Below are 22,347 nucleotides of genomic sequence, written 5' to 3' on the forward strand. Positions count from 1 at the left end.
TTGTCTATAGTGACAGAAGATAAAACGCTTTTTGGTAGCGGTTTGCGAGGGAGTTACGTACTATCGACTCATCTCAATTCTTTATTTTTTATCACCCGTATTTGTGACCAGTAAGAGGACCCATGATGGAAAACGCCAAGCCTTCTTTCCAAAACGTGTTGGAATACGTACGCCTTTCTCGCCGTAAAAATAAGCTCAAGCGCGAAATCGTGGATAACGAGAAAAAAATTCGCGATAACCAAAAGCGCGTTCTGCTGTTAGAAAACCTTGCTGACTACATCAAGCCCGGCATGAGTATTGAAGACATTCAGGCTATCATCGCCAACATGAAGAGCGACTATGAAGAGCGCGTTGATGAATACATCATTAAAAATGCCGAGCTGTCTAAAGAAAGGCGCGACCTGTCGCAAAAGATGAAGGGCATGTCTGAGGTTAAATAACCTGACAGGTTCGACAGTAAAAAATCCGCACCGTAATGGCTACGGGCGGATTTTTTTTGACTTAAAAGTGGCGATATTCGGGGTTAATGGGTTCGAATATAGTCATCCATATCGCTTTTCAAGTTGTCCGACTTGGTGCCGAAAACAGCCTGTACACCGGAACCCGCAATAACTACACCAGCGGCTCCGAGCTTTTTTAATCCTTCTTTATCTACCTTATCTATGCTGGTAACGCCGATGCGTAGGCGGGTGATACAGGCATCCAGACTGGTGATGTTGTCTTTACCGCCAAACGCATTGACCAGCGCTGCTGCCATGTCTGAGCTCGTGGTCGCTGTGCTTTTCTCCACGGTCTCTTCTTCTCGGCCCGGCGTTTTCAGGTTTAGCTTAACGATGGCGAAGCGGAAAACCGCATAGTAGAACAGTGCATACAGCGGCCCTAAAATGAAGAACATCCAGCCTTTGGTTGAAAGGTGATAGAACAGAATAAAGTCGATAGCGCCGTGAGAGAACGTCATGCCGTGTTTAACGCCGAGCAGAATGGTAATGACATAGGCCAATCCGGCAAGCAGGGCGTGAATAGCGTAAAGAACAGGTGCGACAAAGAGAAAGGCAAACTCAATGGGTTCAGTAATGCCTGTCAGGAATGACGTTAGAGCAGCGGAAATCATGATCCCGCCTATCTTAGCGCGGTTTTCTGGACGTGCAGTGTGCCACATGGCGACGGCAGCCGCGGGAAGTCCCCACATTTTAAACAGATAGCCCCCCGCCATATTGCCCGCAGTAGGATCTCCCTGCAGGTAGCGCTGTATTTCGCCAGTGATCCAGCGGCCTCCGTCAGCGTTGCAGGCGGCTTCGGTGGCAAATCCAGGGACGACTTTCCCATTAATCACGCAGGCCTGACCCGCTTCGTAAAAGAAGGGGACGTTCCAGATATGGTGCAGACCAAAGGGGATCAGTGAGCGCTCAACAACGCCGTAAATCCCGAAGGCCAGCGCGGGGTTCTGATAGGCAGCCCACTGGGAGAATGCGTTAATGGCATGGCCAACTGGCGGCCAGATAAAGGAAAGCGCTATGCCCAGCGCGATACAGATAAAGCCAGTGATAATCGGTACAAAGCGCTTACCGGCAAAGAAGCCAAGGTAGTCGGGAAGCTGGATGCGATAAAAGCGGTTAAACAGATAGCCCGCCAGCCCGCCCACCAAAATTCCCCTAGAACGCCGGTATCTATCTTGCCAACGCCTAGTGTTTCTGCCATTACTTTCAACGTCGCTGCCATGATGCCATAGCCAACAATGGCGGCTAGTCCAGCCACGCCGTCATTATTGGTGAAGCCGAGTGCGACGCCAACGGCAAACAGCAGAGGCATTTGATCAAAAATAGAGCCGCCTGCCTGTGCCATGACTTTAGATACAATAGCCGGTAGCCAGCTAAATTCGGCGCTACCGACCCCTAAAAGAATACCCGCAATGGGTAAAACGGACACCGGAAGCATCAGCGCTTTACCCACTTTTTGTAGACTCGCGAAGAGATTTTTAAACATAAATAAGCCCTTAACCAAGTATGTCGCTGAATAACCGACAAATAATATGCATCTGCCGAACGTTGAGGTATCGGTTAATAAATGTGTTATAAAGTGATGACGATCACGGCATCAAAGTGAAGGACAAATTATAAATAGAAGATCTGCTTTTTATTTTTCCTGTCTTTACAATATCCTTATATAGGGATAATTATTTTAAATAAGTATAGTTACCTTTTTTATCATTGCTTAAGAAGCGCTTTAAATTTTTAAATATTAGCTTTATTTATTTTTAATTGATTAAAATCAATCAGTTAATTTTATTCTCTGAATGATATTTCGAAGAGTGGAAAATGATTTTTCGATTCTTTTTTCATTAAGAATGAGGGAAGTGATTGTTTATTTTACTATCTCTATTTTTTACGCTTTTAGCAGATAAAGTGTATTGACAAACGCAAATAAAAGACTAAATTTATAAATAACGCAGGCGAGGTTAGCCGAGTGGCTAAATAAAGATGTTTGCGTTGTTAATGCGCGATAAGGGCCTTGTAGTTAACCTATGTTAATTGTGAAAGAGGATGCGGACGCAGATACGCGTAGGTATATGTAAGTAGGTGTAGGTAGGTATTGAAAAGCCGCATCGGAAGTCGGGTCATGTAGTGAGAGTATCATCGCGCTGGGAACGAAAGGGGATACACGGTCAGCCAAACGTAGGCCGCTGTATCAGGTGATGTTGTGAGTTGGCTTAACATACAGATATGCCGCTCGACCTGTTTAGATGTGAAGAAAAAAGCGTTTTGGTTAATAAATCGGAGGGTTTTTTACTACGACAGCTTGATTTCTCGCTTATAAAACAAGTGCATCAAACTGCTACTGTTTTAGTCTATTAACTTAATTCATGTTTAATTTATTATCGGTTCGACCTTAAAGCCCTGGCGCAATGTCAGGGCTTTTTGGTTTCTGGATGTCTGTCTCTATTGGACTGCTTTCATCTTGGCAATTCTCTTCACCAGCAGGACGGAAACGACACCGCCGCAGCCAGCAAAACATGCCATGATAGCAAAGACGATCTTGTAGCCCATGATGCCAGGGTTGAGATCTAATATATAACCATAGAGGCTGAAGCAGAACATGGCAGGGGCATAGCCGATAAAGCTGCCTAAGGCCATTGCGGCCCCGGTTTGCTTTTCAGAAATTTTTGCTTCCCCAATGGGGGCGAAAAAGACGGCTCTCTGAGTGAAGACGATTGCGCCGAATCCCAGCGTGCACATCATACCTAGATAGACCGGCATGCTCTCATGAGGAAGAAGAATCAGTACAACAAGCGCAATGGTGCTGATCATAAAGGTGTAGCACAGATATTTGCTGGGCGACTTGAGAATTTTATCCGAAATGAGTCCGCCTATGGGGCCTCCAACCATTTTCAGACAGTACTGATTGATGATGCCGTAAGCGCCAACCAGCGCAATGGGCAGCATATAGATATTTTTTAAGAAGGGAATAAAGAAGGTCAACCCACAGTAGACGGCATAGACAAAGAAGACGTTGAAGGCGATAAGCCAGACGGTTTTGTCTTTAAGCACCGAGGTCATTTTGCTGTCTTTTGCCGACTCGCTGCTTTTCTCACTGGGCGTATTTTCACCGTCACTGTCTTTAAGAACAAAAAAGATGATGATACCAACCGTGATAACAATACCGGAGTAGAACCAGATCCCTGCTCTGAATCCCATCAGCTCGCTGCCGAAATAGGTGAATACTGCCAGAGCGGAAAAGGCAACGATGGTATCAACAATGCCGCGACCCGTTTCAAAAAAGCCAAAGAGGCGCCCCTGCTGTTCGCTGTTGCCTAAACGGCTGACGGATTTAAGTAGGACAGGCCAGTTCAGCATATCGCAGGTGACGCCAAAGAGCGCCCAGACAAACAGGATGCCCCAATAGCCCGGCATCGTGGACAAATAAATACCCAGTAGCCCCGTTGCGATGAGAGAGAAAGCCATGGTGTACCGACGCGGTAGTCGGTCAGCAAAGTAAATAGAGAGAAAAAAACCGATGGTCGTTACGACAGAATTGACGGACATGGCATTGCCAATTTGTCCGTTGGTTAAATGAAAATATTCCTGCATGGGAATATAAAAAGCGTCTTTAAGCGACGGCAGCTTATAAATTGTCGCGCCACAAAGAGTCAGTAGGCTAAATATAGCCCATTTCTTTTTCGTTAACATGATAATACCCTTACTGTATTGTCATCATAGTGTGTTAGCTGTTTTTTAGGTAAGAAAGCACATCCATTTAAAAGAAAATAGAGGGGGTAGGGCCGTTTATTCGGCCATGCTTTCTTTTTAATATCGCTGTTAATTAATTCTAAATAGAACCTAATGCTTCAGTTTTGATTTCATTTAATACGCGGCGAACAAATCTCAGCTGATTTAACGCATCTTCTTTTTCTTGTATTAGACGTGCTTCTAAATGTTTAGCTTCAGGTAAAGGCGTTTCACTCATTTGTCGCCATGGGATCCATGGATTCTCACCTTCGTTGTCAAAGCGGAAAGGAGGAGCATAATAGTCAACTTCTTCCTCAAGCCCATATGAAATAACCTGTGGTTGCTCCTCGCCAAGGCAAATGAGGCGGGTTAGCATTTCTTTAAACGGCATATCTCCCTGACCAGATGCGCAGGCTCTATGACCAAAGCCTGCACTTTCCTTAACGATTTGAGCATCTTTGATATGCACTTGCGTAATTAGCGGGGAAAGCGTTTCCAGAGCCTCTAGAGGCTTTTCATTGGCGTTAATCATATTGGCGAAGTCAAACAGGATGGACAGGTTAGGCATACCGCTTTGCTGTACGAGCGTCATCAGTTCGGCGCTTGTTAGGTCTTCATGCTGTTCAATCACAAAAGTTAAGCCACAGGCGGCGTAGCTATCTCGCAGGTAGCGTATGTCTTCAGTGACATAGGCCATAACGTCCTGAAGATGGCCTTCATAGCGAGGGTAGAACCGCACGGATGATGACCCGGTTTTTAAGGCAATGTCTACTGCCAGATCGATGTCTTTCTTATCAGAAGAGCTGGTTTCAATATTGACGTCAAGATTCAGGCGATGCGCCTTGTCTTTAAACGCTGCCAGCTCGATATCACTCATGTTTTGCAGCGCCCGACTTTCGCCGTCAAGGACGTGGATTTTTACACCACTCAGCTTTTGTTGATGGGCAATATCCAGAAGATCGTTAGGCAATATCCTCTCAACACGCATATTCAAGTGATATGCATAGGCGTGTAGATAAAGAGGAAGTTTATCTATCCGAGAAAGTATTTTAGAGGCGTTGTGTTTTTTTATTGTCATGAGCCTATAGCCTATAGGTTAATAAATAAGTCGACGGACTCGAAGCGCCAATATTCGATATCTATTTGAACGATATTTCCATCGCTGTCTGCCCGGTGTTTTTCTATGAGAATAGCGGGTGTTCCGTAAGAGCCTCCTATAAATTTACAGATATCGTTGGACATTCTGATTGGCCTAAAAGCCAATTTTTTAATAACGACGCTTTTTCCGTATTCCTTTTCCCACACGGATGAAAAAGAATGACTTTCAAGTTTCTCTATGAATCCAGGGGCAACGTTAGGATTGATAAAGGTCTCGTGATAAAAAACTTTATGCCCGTCCAGCGCTCCCCAGCCGGTAATGCGATAAAGCTCACTGGATTTTGTACCATTAAAAAGCGGTAAGGCCGCTTCAGGGATCCCCGTAACACGGCTTTTTTCAAGGAATCCCCAAGAGGGTTCACGGCCTTGTTCCTGTGCCGCACGCTGAAAACTGGCGGACAGCTCAGGGTTGTAGTTAAAGCGGGGCTGAGTTACAAACCATCCTTTACGGTCTTTGCGAAAGATTTTGGATTCTGACTCTAGGTTTAATAAAGCCTGACGCAGCGTCATGCGCTTAATGCCAAGCAATTCCCCTAGCTCCCTTTCTGAAGGGAGCTTGCTGCCCGGAGTGACAATTCCTTCTTTTAACCATCGGTCAATTTTGTCTTTTGCATTTTCAACGGTTGACGGATTTTTATTCATGTATTAACCCAATTGGTTTAAACCAGATGGTGTGATAATACTCTTGAAAAGAAAAAGAAGGCAATGGCCTCGCTCATTTATAGGAATAAATGTGATAGATGTCTCAAATGGTGATTTGACTACACCGTGCCCTATGGAGTCTGGCTCCCCCTATTTTGAATAAATGACTTTGATGGGGGAGAGTAGGGAGGTTAAATAACGCCTTGGTTTTTTTATTTGGCTATTCAGGCTTGACTCTAGCACATAGGACAAGCCTGAATCGGTCAGCAGAAAAAGGTATTAGCGGTTTTGTTAGGTCACGATTTGTAAACAGGCGCTATATCTCTGTCCTCATCAGCACGAAAAGGCATTCTCCTTTTGTATCGGAACGCAGCTGTAGCTGTTCTTCTCCGGAAATGCGGGCATGGGCTCCCGTTTCCATTTGGCTGCCGTTACATACAATATTCCCTTCTATCACATAGAGTAATGCCTTATGCCCTTCAGGAACGGAAAACGCCAATTCAGAAGGGCCAACCGTGACCCGATAAAGCGTTGCTGCGGCGTTAAACGAAATGGCAGGGTAGCCCGGGATGGATTGCCGCACTGGCTGGTCTGAGACGATAGGGTAGAAAGCGCCATTCCACAGCTGTGGATCGTACTCTTTAACATCATGCTCTGGATGTTGGTTCTGCGCTTTTGGAAGCAGCCACACGCCAATGTAGCGGGCCGGTAGCTTTGTTTTATTGTGATTAGAACGAGCATAGCCAGAACCCGCTGTGATCCGCTGTACGGATCCCTTTTTGAGCACCAGAGTATTCTTCAGGCTGTCTTGATGAGTTAGCTCTCCCTCAATAATAAAGAAAACCTGTTCCAGATTTTGATGCGGGTGCATGTCATAGCCAAAACCCGGGAGGATTGTATAGTCATTTATTAACAGGATATTGCCAAAATTTTTCCCCAAGTCCTGATTTTTATTGCCAAGGTCGTGGGTAGAGTTAGCGGGAAAAAGGCAATATACCTGACTCCAACCGTGGTTGGCATAGTAGCGCTTTTGGGCTTCAATAATCGAGATCATAGTATCTCCTTTACAATCTGAGGGTAGCTAACTTTCTGTATTTTTTGCAATATCTTGTAAATTCCTACCTTCATACGATCGCCATACACCGGAAATTGAACCAACCAGAGGCACGAAAAGGGTATGGTTCATGTCAAGAACAACGGGTTCATATTCGGGATTATCGGCAACGCAAATAAGCATGTTGTCTTTGACGTAGCAGCGTTTCAGCGAGAGACCGACTTCATCTGCGACACTCATGCGAACGGCAAAAAGCTCTTTAAACGGCACCGTTTGTAGAAAAGTGTGGGAGACAAATGACGGCTGAATGAAGACGATATCGCCCACAAGAAGCTCGTTCGACATGCTGTCATCTTCTATCTGTAGTGCATATGGTCGTTTGAATGTTACGGCGTCAGCACTGTCATTTTGTGCTTTAAGCCATCCTCGAGGACTTGGCGGCATTCCTTCACTGGTCACTCTTGGTAAAGAGGTATATAGGGGTATCCAACTGCCGTCGTTTCCCGCAGGAGGGTGCTCTCCAGTAATAAATTCCGGCTTGCCGTTTCGTAGTCCAGGGGTATGCAAAGGAGAGGGCATTTCACATCCCAATAGATAGTCAATAGAGACGTTAAGGCTCTGCGCTATCTTGATCAGAATGTCATAACCCGGTTCACTTCTTCCTTTTATATAGTTGTTCAGCCTAGCGCGGGTGATCCCCGTTTCATCAGCAAACCTGCTTTGGGATAAGTTCCGTTCTTTGATCAGTTCTTTAAGTCGTTCACTAAAAGACACGTGTACTCCGTTTTTGCAATTCCCGGCGATCCGAGTGGGGTTGAGCGGTATTGTATTGCTATAAGCCCAGAATCATGAGTTCTCTTGCGTTAAAAATACACTATAACTCTCTTTTTTGTCAAAGATATGTGTACAAAACGTTTTTATTCTCTCGCTTTTTTTATGCTTATGGTCACTTATTTGCCATTTTTTATGTCCATATTTCTTTTTTATAATGCTGATCACATTTTTTACCCATAAAGTACATATTATTTGTACTTAAATTGTATTTTGTTGCGATTTTATTTACTAATGGTTCGGTAAGTATAGGATATGACCCAATACCAACAATAACCTACAGAGGTAGATATGGTCTCATTTTGGTTACAGCTAGCGATAGTTCTTGCATGTATCGTGATTGGAGCACGTATTAGCGGAGTCGGCATCGGCATTGCCGGAGGGTTCGGGCTAGCCTGTCTGACGTTTCTTTTTCACCTTAAGCCGAGTTCACCGCCGATCAATGTTTTGCTTATTATCGCGGCGCTGGTGACGATAGTCAGTACGCTACAGGCCGCAGGCGGGCTGGATTATTTAGTCAGTATTGCTGAGAGACTGCTTCGAAGGAATCCGAATCGTATTACCATCATCGGACCTCTCGTGGCCTATCTGTTCACTATTCTGGCTGGAACGGCCTACGTTTCTCTTTCCCTATATCCAGTTATCGCTGAGGTTGCCCTTGAGGCTAAGGTTCGACCGGAGCGCCCAATTTCTGCCGCACTGATCGCCGCCAAGTTCGGTATTACCAGTAGCCCAATGAGTGCAGCTACGGCAGCGATGCTGGCAATCCTTGCGCCAAGCGGCGTGAGTATTACCCAAATTCTGCTGGTGTGTATTCCCTCTGGCATTATCGCCACGCTTGCTGCCTCTTTTGTGGTGTATAAGAGAGGGCTTGAGCTGGCTGACGACCCTGAATTCCAGCGTCGAATTGCCTCTGGGGAAATAGAATCCGCCGTTCGAAAAGAGAAAAGTGAAGTGAGCCGTTCGGCCAAAATCTCGGTATGGCTGTTCAGTATAGCGATTCTTCTGGTCGTGATTTTTGGCTCGTTCAGCTCTTTGCTGCCGACCTGGCAGGTGGGTGAGAAGATAGTTAGGCTAAGCGTTCCCCATACGATCGAAATGCTGATGCTGGGTACGTCGCTGCTTATCGTATTAGCCTGTCGCGTTAAATCGTCGAAAATCGCCACAGCCTCTACGTTTCGTGCAGGAATGGTCGGCTTCATGGCTATCTTTGGCGTCGCATGGATGACTGACACATTCTTTATTCAACATAAAAGCCTTTTTATTGAAACATTCGCTGACGTAGTGAAGGCATATCCTTGGCTGTTCGCTGTTGCACTCTTCATGATGGCAGCCATGCTGTTTAGCCAGGGTGCCGCCGTCGTGGCGCTGATGCCTTTGGGGCTGTCGCTAGACATTCCCGCTCCCTATCTTGTTGCAATGTTTGCCGCTGTAAACGGCACGTTTTTCTTCCCCGCAACGGGAACAACGGTGGGGGCCATGTCCTTTGACCGTACCGGAACTACAAAAATCGGCAAGTACGTCCTCAATCACAGCTTTATGTTGCCCGGCCTCGCCGCTACGGTGACGGCAATCGCTATGGGCTTTGTCCTTAGCTACTTTGTTTTTTAACGGTATGAGTTTTTTAAACGGTGCTTGCTAACGGCGCTCTTTAACAGCGCATTTCAACAGCGCATTTCAACAGCGGTTTTTTAACGGTGAATCTTTAAACGTGAGCGACGAGCAAGACGCGCGCTGCGGTAGCGGCTGCGCAAAAAACGGCAATGACAAGATGATTTAAACGTACGACACGGCTGTACGCCCTGATGTTAGAGGGGATCAGCAATGACCCAATTTTACAGGAGAACAACGATGCGCGTAGAAAAAGACAGTGTAGGTACACTGGAAGTGCCTGATGATGTGTACTACGGGATCCAGACCGTACGCGGTAAAGCAAACTTTGACGTTTCTCCCAAAACGTTCAATGACTATCCAAACGTTTTAAAGGCCTATGCCGAAGTGAAAAAGGCCTGTGCGTTTGCCAACCGGGATATCAACGCGTTGGCACCGGAAAAGGCTGAAGCCATTAGTAAAGCCTGCGATGAGATCGTTGCAGGAAAGCTGGCGGGGCAGTTTCCTGTCAATGTGTTCAGAGGGTGCGGAACCTCCGCCAATATGAACATGAACGAAGTTATCGCGAATCGGGCGAATGAAATTCTAACGGGTAAGCGAGGGTACGATCAGGTTCATCCTAACACTCATGTGAACATGTGCCAGTCCTCTAATGACATCTTTCCTACCGTTGAGTCTGTAGTGATTTACCGAGAGATTGGCACGCTGCTGGAAACTATTCCTTTGCTTGAAAACGCGCTGGAGGCAAAAAGCAGGGAGTTTGCCGATGTCGTCAAGATTGCCAGAACCAGCCTGCAGGACGCCCTACCAATCACTTTAGGGCAGGCCTTTTCTGGCTACGTGGCAGCAATAAAGCGAAACCGCCTGCTGCTTGAAGGTTATCAGAATACCTTTAGAGAGGCGATCTTGGGGGCGACGGCGGTAGGGACGGGCATGGGGGTGATGCCCGGCTTTATCGAGAATGTGTATAAATACATGAGCGATATTGTCGGTTTTCCCATGCATCGTCACGAAAACCTGATTGACGGTATGCAAAACGCCGATCACTTCATCATCCTTTCCGCCTACGTGAAGGCCATTGCGGGTATGGTCGGTAAAATTGCCAACGATTTTCGTCAGCTCTCTTCTGGTCCAAGAGGCGGCTTTAATGAGCTTATTCTGCCGGATATGGGTGCTAGCTGCGCCATCATGCCCGACAAGGTCAACCCTGTCATTCCTGAGCTGATGGTACAAATGATGCATCAGGTGTGCGCTAACGACTGGGGCATTAGCCTATCGGTTCCCTCAGGGGAGACGGACATTGTTCCGTCAGCCGTCATCAACTTTATGGGTTCGCTGGAATCCATGGAAATTCTTACCAAAGGGATAAAGCTGTTTACGACTCACTGCGTAGAGGGGTTGGGAGCCAACGTGGAAGTGTGCCATCGCTATGCTGAGGGCTCAACTTCTCTGGCGACGATGGTCAGTGCCCTTTACGGCTACGAAATTGGTAACAAGATTGCCAAGATTTCTTATGAACAGGGCGTGACGTGTAAAGAGGTGGCGATTCAGGAAAATCTCTTGCCGTTGGACGTGGCTGAAGAGCTGTTTGACATCAAAAAACTGACCGAGCTGGAGTCTACCGTCGCCATGTTCGAAAAGTATAAAGACATTCGGCGCGTTAACTAACACCGCTATCCGTTCAGTATTGAGACAAACCTAAGGAGAATTTCATGCATTCCGATACCGCAGTACGTGAAAACGCGTCTAGCCCTGATAAAGTGTATTACGGTCCTGAAACGGCCAAAGCAAAAGACTATCTTAACCTCTGTGAAACAACGCTTGAGAAATATCCCCAGATTCTGGTGGCGATGGGCAAGGTAAAAAAGGCCTGTGCGATGACCAACCGGCAGGTACAGGCTCTGGAAACAAAAAGGGCTAATGCGATCGCTGCTGCCTGTGACGAGCTGATTGCCGGTCAGTTTATGGATCAGTTCCCTTTGTGCGCCATTGGCGGGTTTAGCGCTTCTCTGAATACGGCAGTAAACGAAGTGCTCGCCAAGCGGGCCAATGAGATTCTGGTTAAAGAGGGGAGGGCAGGAGACATATGCCCGAACGTTCATGTCAATATGGGACAGTCGTCAAATGACGTGCTTAAAACCGCCAAAGCGCTGGCCGTTTATGATGAAATCGGCGTTTTGCTGGAGGCTATCCCACACTTGGAAAAACCGCTGGCGGACAAAAGCGAAGAGCTGAAGCAGGTGGTTAAAATGGGGCGCACATCGTATCGAGATGCGGTTCCCGTTACTCTAGGGCAGGAATTTTCCGGCTACTACAGTCAGATAAAGCGCAACCGACTGCGTTTGGAAGAGGAGCGCCAGCGCTGGAATCACGTACCTCTAGGCGCTACGGTTCTGGGGACTGGGTTTGGCTGTATGCCGGGTTACTTTGACGCCGTGTGCGAGAGCCTGTCTGCCGTTTGTGGAAGAAAAATTGTCCAAAGCGATAACCTGTTTGACGCCATGCAGAGTACTGACGCCTACGTGATGCTGCACGCGCATATTCAGTCTCTGGCTATCTGTGCTGCTAAGGTGGCGACTGATATCCGCCTGATGGCTTCCGGCCCGCGCGCTGGGCTGCGGGAAATCACCCTTAAAGCCTTGCAGCCGGGCTCTTCTATTATGCCGGGGAAAGTAAACCCGGTGATCCCCCACATGGTGATGCAGATTAGTCAAAAGATCTCCGCTAACCACGCGGGCGTCGCTCTGGCTGCGTCGTCTGGAGAGCTTGATCTCGGTTCAACGAGCTCTATCGTTTTCAAGACGGTGCTGGACTCTATGGAGTTGATTGGCAAAGGGATGAAAATTATGGGTGAGAAGGTTGTTCCCGGCCTGACGCCGAATACAGAACGCTGTCGAAGTCTGGCAGAACAGTCACTGTCGCTGTCGGGGGTTGTCGGTGCGCTGTTTGGCTATTCGGTAGGTAAGAGAGTCGCCCAACGCGCCTATGAAGAGAATATCACCTGCAAGGAAGCCGCGATTAAAGAAGGGGTTTTAAGTCAGGGAGAGGCCGATGAGCTTTTTGACGTTTTAACATTAACGGATGTTCATAAAAGTGAAAGGATGTTTAAAAAGTATATGAACAGAGCCTCGTAGCGTTTCATTAGCTAAAAGCCTGAGCGGGAAAAGCCTGTTCAGGCTTTTATTTATTGAGGTGATGAATACTATTGGCCTGCAGCAAGGCGCCTGACGATCGTCGCCAAGTGGGACACGGCCCGCTCTGTTTCTTCAGGGTTGGTAAAGTTGGCAAATCCCACCAGTAGCCCTTGCTCCACACTTTCAGTCGTTTGCCAGTGTGACAGCGCCTGCACAGCAAGTCCCTGCTGCCAAGCGTGTTGAGCAATCTCAATATCTGACAGGGCACATTTTAGTTTGGTCAGCAGCTGGATGCCTCCCGCTTGAGGAACGACCTCCAAAAAGTCTCCTAGCTGCTGTTCCAGCGCCTGCGCCAGCCACTCACGCCGCTGGCGATAAAGTACTCTCATTCGCTTTAGGTGGCGATAAAAATGACCTTGGTGAATAAAATCTGCCACGCCTCCCTGAATGAGCGGCGGGCTGGCACAAACGTGCAAACGGTTAGTCGCCTCAAAGGCGGTAACCAGCTCATCGGGAACCACAAGATAGGCTAGGCGTAGAGCCGGGAAGAGCGCTTTGCTGAATGTGCCGATATACAGCACGCTGTTCTGGCGATCGATGCTTTTTAGCGGCGGAAGCGGCCTTCCGTGATAGCGAAACTCACTGTCGTAGTCGTCTTCGACTATCCATGAGGAGCGGCTATTGGCCCAGTCCAATAGCGCGAGTCGTCGTTCCAGGCTAAGGGATACGCCCAGCGGACTTTGGTGGGTAGGCGTTAAGATTGCCATGCGAGCATTTGGGCAGGCGGCCGCGCCTGCGGCGATATCCATTCCCTGTTCATCTACGGCAACGGGGACTGGCTGCATTCCCGACAGGGCTAGTAGAGATGACGTGACGGGATAGCCAGGGTCTTCATGCCATACTGCATCACCGGGCTGTAATAGCGTCTTGAGGATCATATCCAAAGCCGTAGGGTAGCCTGCACAGATAAAAATCTGCTCTGGACTGCAAACAATGCTTCGAGAAACGTGCAGATAGTGTGCAATTGCCTCACGCAGTTCAAACAGGCCGTTTAGAGCAGGAAGCGACAGCGAGGCGGCTGTGGAAGCTCGCAGACGGCGAGTAACAAGACGCTGCCAGAGCGCGCGTGGAAACATATCTAAAGCCGGTAGCCCCAGCTGAAACGGTCGAGAAGATTCTGAAGAGTAAAAGGCGGTTGCCGGAACGGCTGCGGTGGGTTTTTTAGCGGCTGTGGCGCTGAGTATTGATGCTTTGGTGAGTTGAGCAGAGACGTAAGTACCTGCCTGACCGCGGCTTTGCAAAAAGCCTTCCGCAATTAGCGCGCTGTAGGCATTTTCTACCGTAGCGCGCGCAACGCCGAGGTCACTGGCTAATCCTCGCAGCGAAGGTAGTCGACTGTTGGGAGCCAGCGTCCCTTGAATAATCGCTTCTTTTAACCGCTGATAAATTTGACGATGAAGCGGTTCGAGCTGGCGTCGTTCTCGTGAGAGGTTAGCTAAAATAGAGTACATGATGGCCTAGTTAAATAAGCATTTTATGGCTCTATGATATGAACCATGTTGGCGCTAAAGTCTACCTTAATCAATCCTGAACGATGAATATGAAGAGGTTATAGATGATTAAGCAGCGTTTAAAATATGCCGAACTGTCACCTGCGCCGTATCAAAGCATGCTGGCAACGCTTACTGCGCTGGGAAAAGGCGAGTTGGATAATGCCATTATCGAACTTGTCTATATGCGAGTGTCCCAGATCAACGGCTGTGCTTACTGCTTAGACATGCATGGGAAAGCGTTGCGTAAGTCTGGATATAGTCAGGCCAAGCTTGATACTCTGGCCGGCTGGCAGGTTAGTCATGAATTTAACGAAGCAGAGCGTGCTGTTTTAGAGTGGACAGATTCAGTTACGTTGATTGCCGCCACCGGTGCACCGGACAGCGCGTTTAACGCTCTACAGGCGCACTTTAGCGACAGCGAAATTAGTGAACTGACGTTTGCTATTAGCATTATGAACGCCTTTAATCGCTTGGCCATTAGTATGAGGCAATAGTCGATCTTTGTGAGCTTCCAGACTATCGTCACAGGTATGAAGGCTGTATGTTTGTGTACAGGAGACCGTCTGTGGCGATAGCGTGGAGTTAAGCATGAAAGATACCGTTGAGATTTTTAGCCGACGTCGCGTGAACGTTGAGAAACTGCTTCCTTACGGATTTCAACAGGATGACGGTGGCTATCTTTATCAGGCCGATTTAGTTAAAGGCCAGTTTAAGATGACGGTGGTGGTTTCTCCTGAAGGCGCTGTGACAACGGCAGTGGTGGACGCATCCACAGGGGAGGACTATGTACTTCATCGCGTCGCGGCTACTGTTGGCGAGTTTGTCGGTAAGGTGCGTGAAGAGTACGAGCAGGTGCTTATTCATATTGCCGATACGTGCTTTACCTCCGACGTTTTTAAAAGCCAAATGGCTAAGCAGATTATTCAGTTTGTCCGCGATAAATATCACTCCGAGCTGGAGTTTCTCTGGCCTCGCACTCCCGATAACGCTATTTTTCGGCGTGTAGACAATGCCAAGTGGTACGGTGCAATACTGACAGTCAGTGGTAAAACGCTGGGTTTGGATGATGCTTCTCGGCTAGAAATCCTGAATGTGCGTATGAGGCCGGATGACGTCGTGGCGCTGACTGACGGTAAAAAATACTTTCCAGGCTACCACATGAACAAAAAGCACTGGGTTACTCTTCGCCTAGACGGTTCTGTGCCTATCGAAGAGATATTGATGCGGATTGATGATAGCTTTGGGCTTGTGGGGGCCTGACGAAAGATGAAGTCGTGTGCAGTATTTCTTTGAAGAAATTATCGAGCGTGAGCGAGTGACAAAGGGAGTATTAAAGGAGCGGTAAATGGAGCAGTTAAAGCGATTAAGGCGCTTAACGCTAGCGAAGCAGGGGCTATTATCAAAGAAAGTATTTAGCGCTGATATCACAGGAACGCTGAGCGCCATTGAGCATTTGGGATATGTGCAGATTGATACGATTTCCGTCGTTGAGCGGGCACATCATCATGTTCTCTGGAGCCGTGTGCCAAACTATATCCCCGCTCAATTAAACACACTGATCGAAAATAGGGATATTTTTGAGTATTGGTATCACGCGGCCTCTTATCTTCCCATGAAAGATTTTCGATTTGCTTTGCCGCACATGAATGCTATTCGGCGAGGTGAAAAGACGCACTTTCATTCCTCTGATAAAAAAACGATGAATGAGGTTATTTCTCGAGTTAAGGCCGAGGGGCCTGTACGAGCAAGAGATATGGAAAGCAAGTCCAATGAAAAAAAGGGCGGCTGGTCCATTTCTAATACCCATAAGCGAGCGTTAGAAGCCCTGTTCATACGGGGTGACCTGATGATTTGTAAGCGGAACGGCATGGAAAAAGTCTATGATTTGACTGAGCGCTGTTTACCTTCAGGCATAAATACCCAAGAACCAACAGTGGACGAATATGCTGAATATATTCTTGAGACAACAATCAGGGCTCACGGTGTATTTGACTGGAAGCAGTTAATGCATTTGAAAACGGGTAAACCGCTGAAAGAGGCTATGCAGCAGGGGCTTAACGATCGTCTTCAATCAGGGGTCGTAAAGAAAATCGTCCTTGATGATTCAAATGAGCTTTATGTGGACTCAGTAGCATACGAACAGCCACTTGCTTTTGATAGCGCAATAAGGATTTTATCGCCTTTTGATAATTTGGTGATTCACCGAGATAGATTGAATTCGCTTTTTAATTTTGACTATAAAATCGAATGCTATGTGACTCCCAGTAAAAGAAAGTATGGCTACTTTTGTTTACCGATCCTCTATAACGAAACGCTGATTGGTCGAATTGACTGTAAAGCCCATAGGAGTCAACGCCGCTTTGAAGTGGTGGGGCTGTTTTTAGAAAATCATCAATTTGAGAGGGATGAGTTTTATTCGACTTTAATTGATGAATTACAAAAATTTGCTGATTTCAATGAATGCCCTGAACTTGATAAGAAAGTTGTTGATAACGTTTTAAAGCATTAAGCGAATCGAGGAGAGCTATTTGTTATTCGCATTTGTATCATCTTTCCCCTACTAGACGCTGTTTTATAGCAGCTTCTAGTCTTCACGCAACACCCATATTCTGAGCTAATTTTGTGCTACCGATCGTAACATGATGCATAATTCTCACATCATCCACTGAAATATCTGAACGCTTCTCCAAACCTCCAATAACAGTACAGGGTTTCCTCACTGAGTTTCCTCATAACCTTTATTATAGCTTTACACCTATATAGTCTATGATCTATATTTATGGAGGGTTCTGTGTGGACAATTAAAACAACGGATAGGTTCGATAATTGGTTTACCTCACTCAGCGATACCGATCGCGTTAGTGTGCTCGCTGCACTGATGATTCTGCGGGAAAGAGGGCCGGGGTTACCCAGACCTTATGCCGATACGCTCAGAGGCTCCAGCTATAGCAATATGAAAGAGCTGCGTATACAGAGTCGGGGCGATCCGATACGGGCATTTTTCGCTTTTGACCTTGAGCGCACTGGGATTGTGCTGTGTGCTGGTAATAAAGTTGGTAATGAAAAGAGTTTTTACAATGAGATGCTCCCGATTGCAGACAGGGAGTTCACAAACTGGCTAAATACATTAAAAGAGAAGGAGTAACGCGATGGGCAGAACGCTGGAACAGCTTATTGCTGATGAAAAACCAGAGGTTGTCGCTGAAGCGCAGGCAGTGGCGACAGATATTTTGCTCAATATCCATCTTGCTGAACTGCGCGAAAAAGTGCAGAAAACGCAGGTCGAAATGGCTCAAACTCTGGGTATTAAACAGCCTACTGTGGCAGGGATGGAAAAACCGGGACGTGACCTGAAACTTTCTACACTCAAACGCTACGTTGAGGCGGCGGGCGGCAAACTGCGACTTGATGTTGAACTGCCGGATGGCTCTCATTATGGGTTTGTTTTGTAGGTGTGGGGTGGGGGATTTGGGGTAGCAAATGTGCTGATACGCCTCTGAGATAGTCGCGAGAGATTAATCGTGAAGCATGAGGCATTGTACCTAAGCAAATATAACCTTCGTCCTGTCGTTAGTGTCTCTCCGGCGCGGCTTTGATATGGAAGCTGTGCCGCATTTCGTTTATTTGATCCATCATAATCCTTTGAACTATAAAAACAGTTTTCTATTATCGACCTTCTTACCACGAACTAAGCTCCCGCCTGCACAAAATGCTTCATGACCTGAAAGAAGCGCCTTATGTATCAGGATGGTCGCTGTTTTACCGACAATGCCGCATTTGAAAACTGCCGGATCTGTCCTTAGATGGATTACGGCTTTCCTCACGCATTATTACGCTAAGGAGATCGTAATGAATATGATGAATAATTGTGCATCGTCTATCGCAAATGTTATATTAAAATATAATATTTGGAGGTGCTCTATGTATACAACTCGCCTGAAAAAGGTCGGTGGCTCTATCATGCTGACGGTTCCTCCTGCTGTGTTGAAAACGCTGGCGCTGTCGACGGACAGCGAAGTGGGTATGACTATTGAGAATGGCTGCCTGATTATTGAACCCCAGAAACGGCCCCGTTATTCGCTTGAGGAGCTGCTGGCGCAGTGCGATCCGCACGCCGAAATGAGCGAAGAGGATCGTGAATGGATTGATGCGCCTGCGGTGGGTAAGGAGATCCTCTAAATGGACAGAGGGGAAATCTGGCTTGTTTCACTGGATCCGATTGCTGGTCACGAGCAAAGCGGAAAACGCCCGGTACTTATCGTATCGAAGGCATCGTTTAACAATCTGACCCGGCTACCCGTTGTTGTTCCCGTTACCAGCGGCGGAAACTTTGCCCGCACAGCCGGTTTTACCGTCTCACTGGATGGTTCGGGAACAAAAACAACAGGGGTTATTCGCTGCGACCAACCGAGAACTATTGATATAGGCGCTCGTAATGGCAAGCGGTTGGAGCGTATACCTGACAGTATTACCAACGAGGTGCTGGCTCGACTAGGGGCTATTCTTTTCTGATATATGAAAAGCAAAAAGCCCGCTTTATAAAGCGGGCTTTTGAAATTTGGCTCCTCTGACTGGATGCGACATTCTTTTTATCTAATTGAATTTAAAATGATTTTATTTTTTAAATCAAAATGAGGCCCTTATAAAGGCCCCATATGTTATTGCTGTTTTGAAATGTGACATTTGTCACGTTTTATATTGCTGTACTGTCAGTTGATAGATATTACAGTCGACTTTGTGCCAGAAGCGGATGTTGCCGACACAGTACTGCGTCATTGAAAGGGAGTAAACCAATGAAACTGACGTTAGCGGGTTCTCATTTTCTGATTTCGAAGAGCATTTTGTAGGATATCAAGAGGCAAGATTTCCATGAGGATGCTTATGTGAGGCTGCAATTTTCTGAACTCCTTTAACATTTTCGGTGATCAGCATTTGAACTATCCATCTGCTTGCAACATACTGTCAAATATGGGAATTAGTAATTTCAAAGAAACCATCAACGATAACTATTGGATATGCCATGGCCGACAGAAGTGCAGTTGACACAATACGAGGTTATTTTTATCAATTTGATCTAACTATTCTAAGCATCTTGAAACTAACATCCTTAGACGAATCTGTTGAAATCGAATGCACTGAGGACATTGACATTCGAACCGCAACAGACGTCACAGCTACACAATGCAAATATTACGCCAAGACCGAATACAACCACTCTGTCATCAAAGATGCGATAAAGCATATGGTATCGCATTTCAAGGAAACGCTATCAGGTACGAAGCCAAAGATCTTTTACTCTATATATGGACACTATGCGTCAGGCCAAGAAAAATTGGATGTAGAGATAAACGTTGATTTCCTAAAGAAACACTTCCTAACCTACACCAAGGAAAAAATCACATACCACCATCATCAAGATTTACAACTTACAGATGCAGATCTTGAAGAGTTCCTAAATCGGTTAACCATAAATATCAGAGCAGTAGAGTTTAATACACAGTTTCAAGAAGTGATCGACATTCTCCAAACGATCTTTAAGACTAAACAGTTCTCAGCTGAATACTTTTATTACAACAACGCACTAGCTGTTATACGAGAACTTTCAATCGAGGCAGTTCAAAAAAATCGTTCGATTACAAAGAAAGAATTCTTAGAAAGGATCAATACTTCCAGCGTTCTCTTTAATGAATGGTTCGTTGAGAAAAAAGGGAGAAAAGCACATTTTGCGGCTCTACGTAATCAATATTTCTCAGAAGTTAACATATCTCCATTTGAACGCTTCTTTCTGGTAGAAATAGATACGGCTTCTTACGTTCGATACGAACTCAAAAATCTTCTATTTGAGTTTTCCCGGAAGTGGTCCAAATTGTCGAGGCGAGAACCTGCTCCTTTCTGCCCGTACATATATATACATGGATTATCGGAGAGTGAGTTACTCGCACTAAAAAGTGAACTTAATACCGAAGGTTTTAAGTTTATAGACGGTCACGATTTCCATGGTGCTGATTTTAGCTGCCAATCTATTGTTCAGAAAGCTACATATGGTAATGGTATCAAACTTAAAATTCTAAATATTCTTCAAAATGTTAATCATACTGTAGATACCATTACTAAGACTCGACGTATTTACCAATTTCACATAGGCCCTAGCTTCTTTGAATACGATAAACCAGCAGTTCAACATGTCAAAATTCAGATAGAACAACTTTCAGACGTCAAGTCAATCATCTAGTTGAAGGAAACTTAACATGGACCCTAGACAAGAAGAACAAATTAATGCCCAAGTCATTGCAGTATTCCCAGATAAAGTACGTATCATCGTGGATGACCTTGAGGATTTTAAAATAGCGGAAGAGTCACTGAAAGTTGGTTCTTACGTCAAAATTGCGGATAACGAAAATGCAGTTCTTATAGCAATCATTGAAAACTTCCAAATAGCAGTTAGCGCTGAAGGGAAGCGGGATCACATCATTGAAGCTTTTCCTTTAGGCATCTTAAGAAATGGTAAGTTTGAACGAGGCGGTGATTCACTAGCTATTCCGCCAAAAGAGGTCCAGCCCGCAACCATCTCTGACATAAAGAAAATCTATGAAGACTCGGTGCCTAAAGAGGCATCTTTTCGTTTTGCTACATTATCCTCAAATATAAGTGTTCCAGTTCCCGTAAACGGAGATAAATTTTTCAACAAACATATTGCTGTCGTCGGGTCTACTGGCTCAGGAAAATCACATACTTTAGCAACTATTATTCAGAAAGCTGTATCCGAAAAAGGAGATGGTTTCTCATTAAATAATTCACATGTAATTATTTTCGACATACACTCTGAGTATAAATCAGCATTTCCTTCAGCAAACCATATTGATATATCCAATTTAGCTTTACCATATTGGATGCTGAATAGTGAAGAATTGGAGGAATTCTTCCTCGATACTGAAGCCAACGATCACAATCAGAGAAATATTTTCAAAGAAGCCATAATAAAAGATCGCCTTGCAAAATTTTCAGGTTCAGCCTCTGAAAAACAAAATATTCACCTCGATACTCCTATTCTATTCGATATTCGGGAAGTTCTTGCGTACGCAATTGCAAAAAATGAAGAGATGGTCAATACCGGAGAGGTTTACGCTTCGAGCAATAAAGAGAAAGCGGGACAGCCAAAATACACACAAGGTAGTCTTCATGGAAAACTGACTAACTTTGTGAATCGACTTGAGAACAAGCTTAATGATAGTAGGCTAAACTTCTTTCTTGGCGAGCAGTCCATGAAAATCACTTTCGAAGAAACCCTCCAAAAACTGCTAGGATACTCCTCGAAAAGTGAATCGAACGTAACCGTTATTGACTTAAGTGGAGTTCCGTTCGAAGTTCTGAGTATAACTGTCTCACTTATCTCACGCCTCGTATTCGAATACGGTTATATATACAAACGTATACGTTGTGCCAAAAACCCAAATGAGAAAATCAATAATGACATTCCGATTCTGCTCGTTTATGAAGAAGCGCATAAATATGTCCCTAATAGTGATCTTTCAAAATATCGAGCTTCAAAAGTAGCCATAGAGCGAATTGCAAAGGAAGGACGAAAATATGGCGTAACATTGCTGCTAGCAAGTCAACGTCCATCCGAAATATCCGAAACAATCTTTTCGCAGTGCAGTAACTTTATTGCTATGCGCTTAACCAATCCAGCGGATCAAGGATACGTTAAAAAGTTACTGCCAGATTCACTCGGTTCGTTGATCGATAAAATGACATCGTTCCGTCAAGGGGAAGCATTACTGGTTGGCGAATCTATAATTCTTCCCTCAATCGTCCAAATTGAGCCATGTATACACACCCCATCTTCTAGTGATATCCCGTACTGGCAACTTTGGAAGGAAGAATGGAAAAATATGGACTTTGCTGCTATTAAGGAAGAGTGGTATAAATAATCGCATCATATCTTGGTAGAAAGCGAATACCATGTATTTACAGATTGAGTCGATTCGTCCTGAATCGACTCAAAGTATAGGAGTTTTAATCTCAATCACACCTTAGCCTTACAAATCTCCGGTGGATCTATATTTGTCAGACTATTATTTATTGTGAATTGGCGATTATCGTAGACTTCAATGCCGTTAAATCCACTTTTCTCTCTTATC

19 protein-coding genes and 1 pseudogene are annotated in these 22,347 nt (G+C 45.7%); 13 read left to right on the forward strand and 7 right to left on the reverse strand.

All coding sequences use genetic code 11. The features are described 5' to 3' along the window. Window positions 1-125 precede the first annotated feature (125 nt). On the forward strand, window positions 126-440 hold the full coding sequence (gene tmaR, locus DQM29_RS06495) for a PTS system regulator TmaR (protein ID WP_111742020.1): 315 nt from the start codon (window positions 126-128) through the stop codon (window positions 438-440). An 83-nt stretch (window positions 441-523) separates the two neighbouring features. Here the strand turns inward: tmaR and ptsG are convergent. The 6 genes and pseudogenes from ptsG to DQM29_RS06525 form a co-directional block, all read right to left on the reverse strand. Next, window positions 524-1,983 (reverse strand): annotated as a pseudogene (gene ptsG / locus DQM29_RS06500) (PTS glucose transporter subunit IIBC). Between the two features lie 953 nt (window positions 1,984-2,936). Continuing rightward, entirely contained in the window at window positions 2,937-4,184 is a 1,248-nt protein-coding gene (locus tag DQM29_RS06505; protein ID WP_111739935.1) for an MFS transporter, read from the reverse strand. 139 nt (window positions 4,185-4,323) lie between these two features. Then, on the reverse strand, window positions 4,324-5,301 hold the full coding sequence (locus DQM29_RS06510; protein ID WP_111739936.1) for a sugar phosphate isomerase/epimerase family protein: 978 nt from the start codon (window positions 5,299-5,301) through the stop codon (window positions 4,324-4,326). Between the two features lie 11 nt (window positions 5,302-5,312). Beyond that, a complete protein-coding gene (locus DQM29_RS06515; RefSeq protein ID WP_111739937.1) occupies window positions 5,313-6,023 on the reverse strand; it encodes a GntR family transcriptional regulator in 711 nt (236 codons plus the stop codon). Between the two features lie 316 nt (window positions 6,024-6,339). Then, window positions 6,340-7,077, reverse strand: a complete 738-nt coding sequence (locus DQM29_RS06520; protein WP_111739938.1) for a pirin family protein — start codon at window positions 7,075-7,077, stop codon at window positions 6,340-6,342. A gap of 27 nt (window positions 7,078-7,104) precedes the next feature. Beyond that, a complete protein-coding gene (locus DQM29_RS06525; RefSeq protein WP_170126501.1) occupies window positions 7,105-7,851 on the reverse strand; it encodes a helix-turn-helix domain-containing protein in 747 nt (248 codons plus the stop codon). Window positions 7,852-8,244: 393 nt separating this feature from the next. Between DQM29_RS06525 and DQM29_RS06530 the strand changes: the two genes are divergently transcribed. The 3 genes from DQM29_RS06530 (at window position 8,245) to DQM29_RS06540 (ending at window position 12,653) form a co-directional block, all read left to right on the forward strand. Continuing rightward, window positions 8,245-9,519 carry an anaerobic C4-dicarboxylate transporter family protein gene (locus DQM29_RS06530; RefSeq protein ID WP_232054872.1) on the forward strand — a complete coding sequence of 425 codons (1,275 nt, stop codon included), beginning with the start codon at window positions 8,245-8,247 and terminating at the stop codon, window positions 9,517-9,519. Window positions 9,520-9,759: 240 nt separating this feature from the next. Beyond that, complete coding sequence (locus tag DQM29_RS06535) at window positions 9,760-11,187, forward strand: aspartate ammonia-lyase (RefSeq protein ID WP_111739941.1); 1,428 nt, start codon at window positions 9,760-9,762, stop codon at window positions 11,185-11,187. Between the two features lie 44 nt (window positions 11,188-11,231). Further along, window positions 11,232-12,653, forward strand: a complete 1,422-nt coding sequence (locus DQM29_RS06540; protein ID WP_111739942.1) for an aspartate ammonia-lyase — start codon at window positions 11,232-11,234, stop codon at window positions 12,651-12,653. Window positions 12,654-12,721: 68 nt separating this feature from the next. Here the strand turns inward: DQM29_RS06540 and pdxR are convergent, their stop codons facing one another. Continuing rightward, complete coding sequence (gene pdxR, locus DQM29_RS06545; RefSeq protein ID WP_111739943.1) at window positions 12,722-14,167, reverse strand: MocR-like pyridoxine biosynthesis transcription factor PdxR; 1,446 nt, start codon at window positions 14,165-14,167, stop codon at window positions 12,722-12,724. Between the two features lie 101 nt (window positions 14,168-14,268). Between pdxR and DQM29_RS06550 the strand changes: the two genes are divergently transcribed. From DQM29_RS06550 to DQM29_RS06590, 9 genes are all read left to right on the forward strand, one after another. Then, window positions 14,269-14,700 (forward strand): carboxymuconolactone decarboxylase family protein, encoded by a 432-nt coding sequence (locus DQM29_RS06550; RefSeq protein ID WP_111739944.1) that lies wholly within the window; start codon window positions 14,269-14,271, stop codon window positions 14,698-14,700. A 94-nt stretch (window positions 14,701-14,794) separates the two neighbouring features. Next, window positions 14,795-15,466: an MmcQ/YjbR family DNA-binding protein gene (locus DQM29_RS06555; protein WP_111739945.1), complete on the forward strand. Its 672-nt coding sequence runs from the start codon at window positions 14,795-14,797 to the stop codon at window positions 15,464-15,466. An 85-nt stretch (window positions 15,467-15,551) separates the two neighbouring features. Beyond that, entirely contained in the window at window positions 15,552-16,715 is a 1,164-nt protein-coding gene (locus DQM29_RS06560; protein WP_111739946.1) for a winged helix-turn-helix domain-containing protein, read from the forward strand. Window positions 16,716-16,997: 282 nt separating this feature from the next. Then, the gene (locus tag DQM29_RS06565; protein WP_111739947.1) at window positions 16,998-17,351 is read left to right on the forward strand and encodes a type II toxin-antitoxin system RelE/ParE family toxin; all 354 of its coding nucleotides are present in this window, start codon (window positions 16,998-17,000) and stop codon (window positions 17,349-17,351) included. A 4-nt stretch (window positions 17,352-17,355) separates the two neighbouring features. After that, entirely contained in the window at window positions 17,356-17,658 is a 303-nt protein-coding gene (locus DQM29_RS06570; RefSeq protein ID WP_111739948.1) for a helix-turn-helix domain-containing protein, read from the forward strand. Window positions 17,659-18,127: 469 nt separating this feature from the next. Further along, window positions 18,128-18,385, forward strand: coding sequence for an AbrB/MazE/SpoVT family DNA-binding domain-containing protein (locus tag DQM29_RS06575; RefSeq protein WP_111739949.1), 258 nt, complete (start codon window positions 18,128-18,130; stop codon window positions 18,383-18,385). Continuing rightward, on the forward strand, window positions 18,386-18,718 hold the full coding sequence (locus tag DQM29_RS06580) for a type II toxin-antitoxin system PemK/MazF family toxin (RefSeq protein ID WP_111739950.1): 333 nt from the start codon (window positions 18,386-18,388) through the stop codon (window positions 18,716-18,718). A 508-nt stretch (window positions 18,719-19,226) separates the two neighbouring features. Further along, window positions 19,227-20,438 carry a DUF4297 family anti-phage-associated protein gene (locus tag DQM29_RS06585; RefSeq protein ID WP_111739951.1) on the forward strand — a complete coding sequence of 404 codons (1,212 nt, stop codon included), beginning with the start codon at window positions 19,227-19,229 and terminating at the stop codon, window positions 20,436-20,438. Between the two features lie 16 nt (window positions 20,439-20,454). After that, window positions 20,455-22,137 (forward strand): ATP-binding protein, encoded by a 1,683-nt coding sequence (locus DQM29_RS06590; RefSeq protein ID WP_111739952.1) that lies wholly within the window; start codon window positions 20,455-20,457, stop codon window positions 22,135-22,137. The last annotated feature ends 210 nt before the right edge of the window (window positions 22,138-22,347 follow it).

The sequence above is a fragment of the Leminorella richardii genome (assembly GCF_900478135.1).
Lineage (GTDB): Bacteria > Pseudomonadota > Gammaproteobacteria > Enterobacterales > Enterobacteriaceae > Leminorella > Leminorella richardii.

Coding starts and splice junctions, on each gene's coding strand:
- DQM29_RS06585 (WP_111739951.1), top strand. CDS start 19,227: ATGGCCGACAGAAGTGCAGTTGACACAATACGAGGTTATTTTTATCAA.
- DQM29_RS06515 (WP_111739937.1), bottom strand. CDS start 6,023: ATGAATAAAAATCCGTCAACCGTTGAAAATGCAAAAGACAAAATTGAC.
- DQM29_RS06505 (WP_111739935.1), bottom strand. CDS start 4,184: ATGTTAACGAAAAAGAAATGGGCTATATTTAGCCTACTGACTCTTTGT.
- DQM29_RS06580 (WP_111739950.1), top strand. CDS start 18,386: ATGGACAGAGGGGAAATCTGGCTTGTTTCACTGGATCCGATTGCTGGT.
- DQM29_RS06540 (WP_111739942.1), top strand. CDS start 11,232: ATGCATTCCGATACCGCAGTACGTGAAAACGCGTCTAGCCCTGATAAA.
- DQM29_RS06550 (WP_111739944.1), top strand. CDS start 14,269: ATGATTAAGCAGCGTTTAAAATATGCCGAACTGTCACCTGCGCCGTAT.
- DQM29_RS06510 (WP_111739936.1), bottom strand. CDS start 5,301: ATGACAATAAAAAAACACAACGCCTCTAAAATACTTTCTCGGATAGAT.
- DQM29_RS06590 (WP_111739952.1), top strand. CDS start 20,455: ATGGACCCTAGACAAGAAGAACAAATTAATGCCCAAGTCATTGCAGTA.
- tmaR (WP_111742020.1), top strand. CDS start 126: ATGGAAAACGCCAAGCCTTCTTTCCAAAACGTGTTGGAATACGTACGC.
- DQM29_RS06575 (WP_111739949.1), top strand. CDS start 18,128: ATGTATACAACTCGCCTGAAAAAGGTCGGTGGCTCTATCATGCTGACG.
- DQM29_RS06570 (WP_111739948.1), top strand. CDS start 17,356: ATGGGCAGAACGCTGGAACAGCTTATTGCTGATGAAAAACCAGAGGTT.
- DQM29_RS06560 (WP_111739946.1), top strand. CDS start 15,552: ATGGAGCAGTTAAAGCGATTAAGGCGCTTAACGCTAGCGAAGCAGGGG.
- DQM29_RS06520 (WP_111739938.1), bottom strand. CDS start 7,077: ATGATCTCGATTATTGAAGCCCAAAAGCGCTACTATGCCAACCACGGT.
- DQM29_RS06555 (WP_111739945.1), top strand. CDS start 14,795: ATGAAAGATACCGTTGAGATTTTTAGCCGACGTCGCGTGAACGTTGAG.
- DQM29_RS06535 (WP_111739941.1), top strand. CDS start 9,760: ATGCGCGTAGAAAAAGACAGTGTAGGTACACTGGAAGTGCCTGATGAT.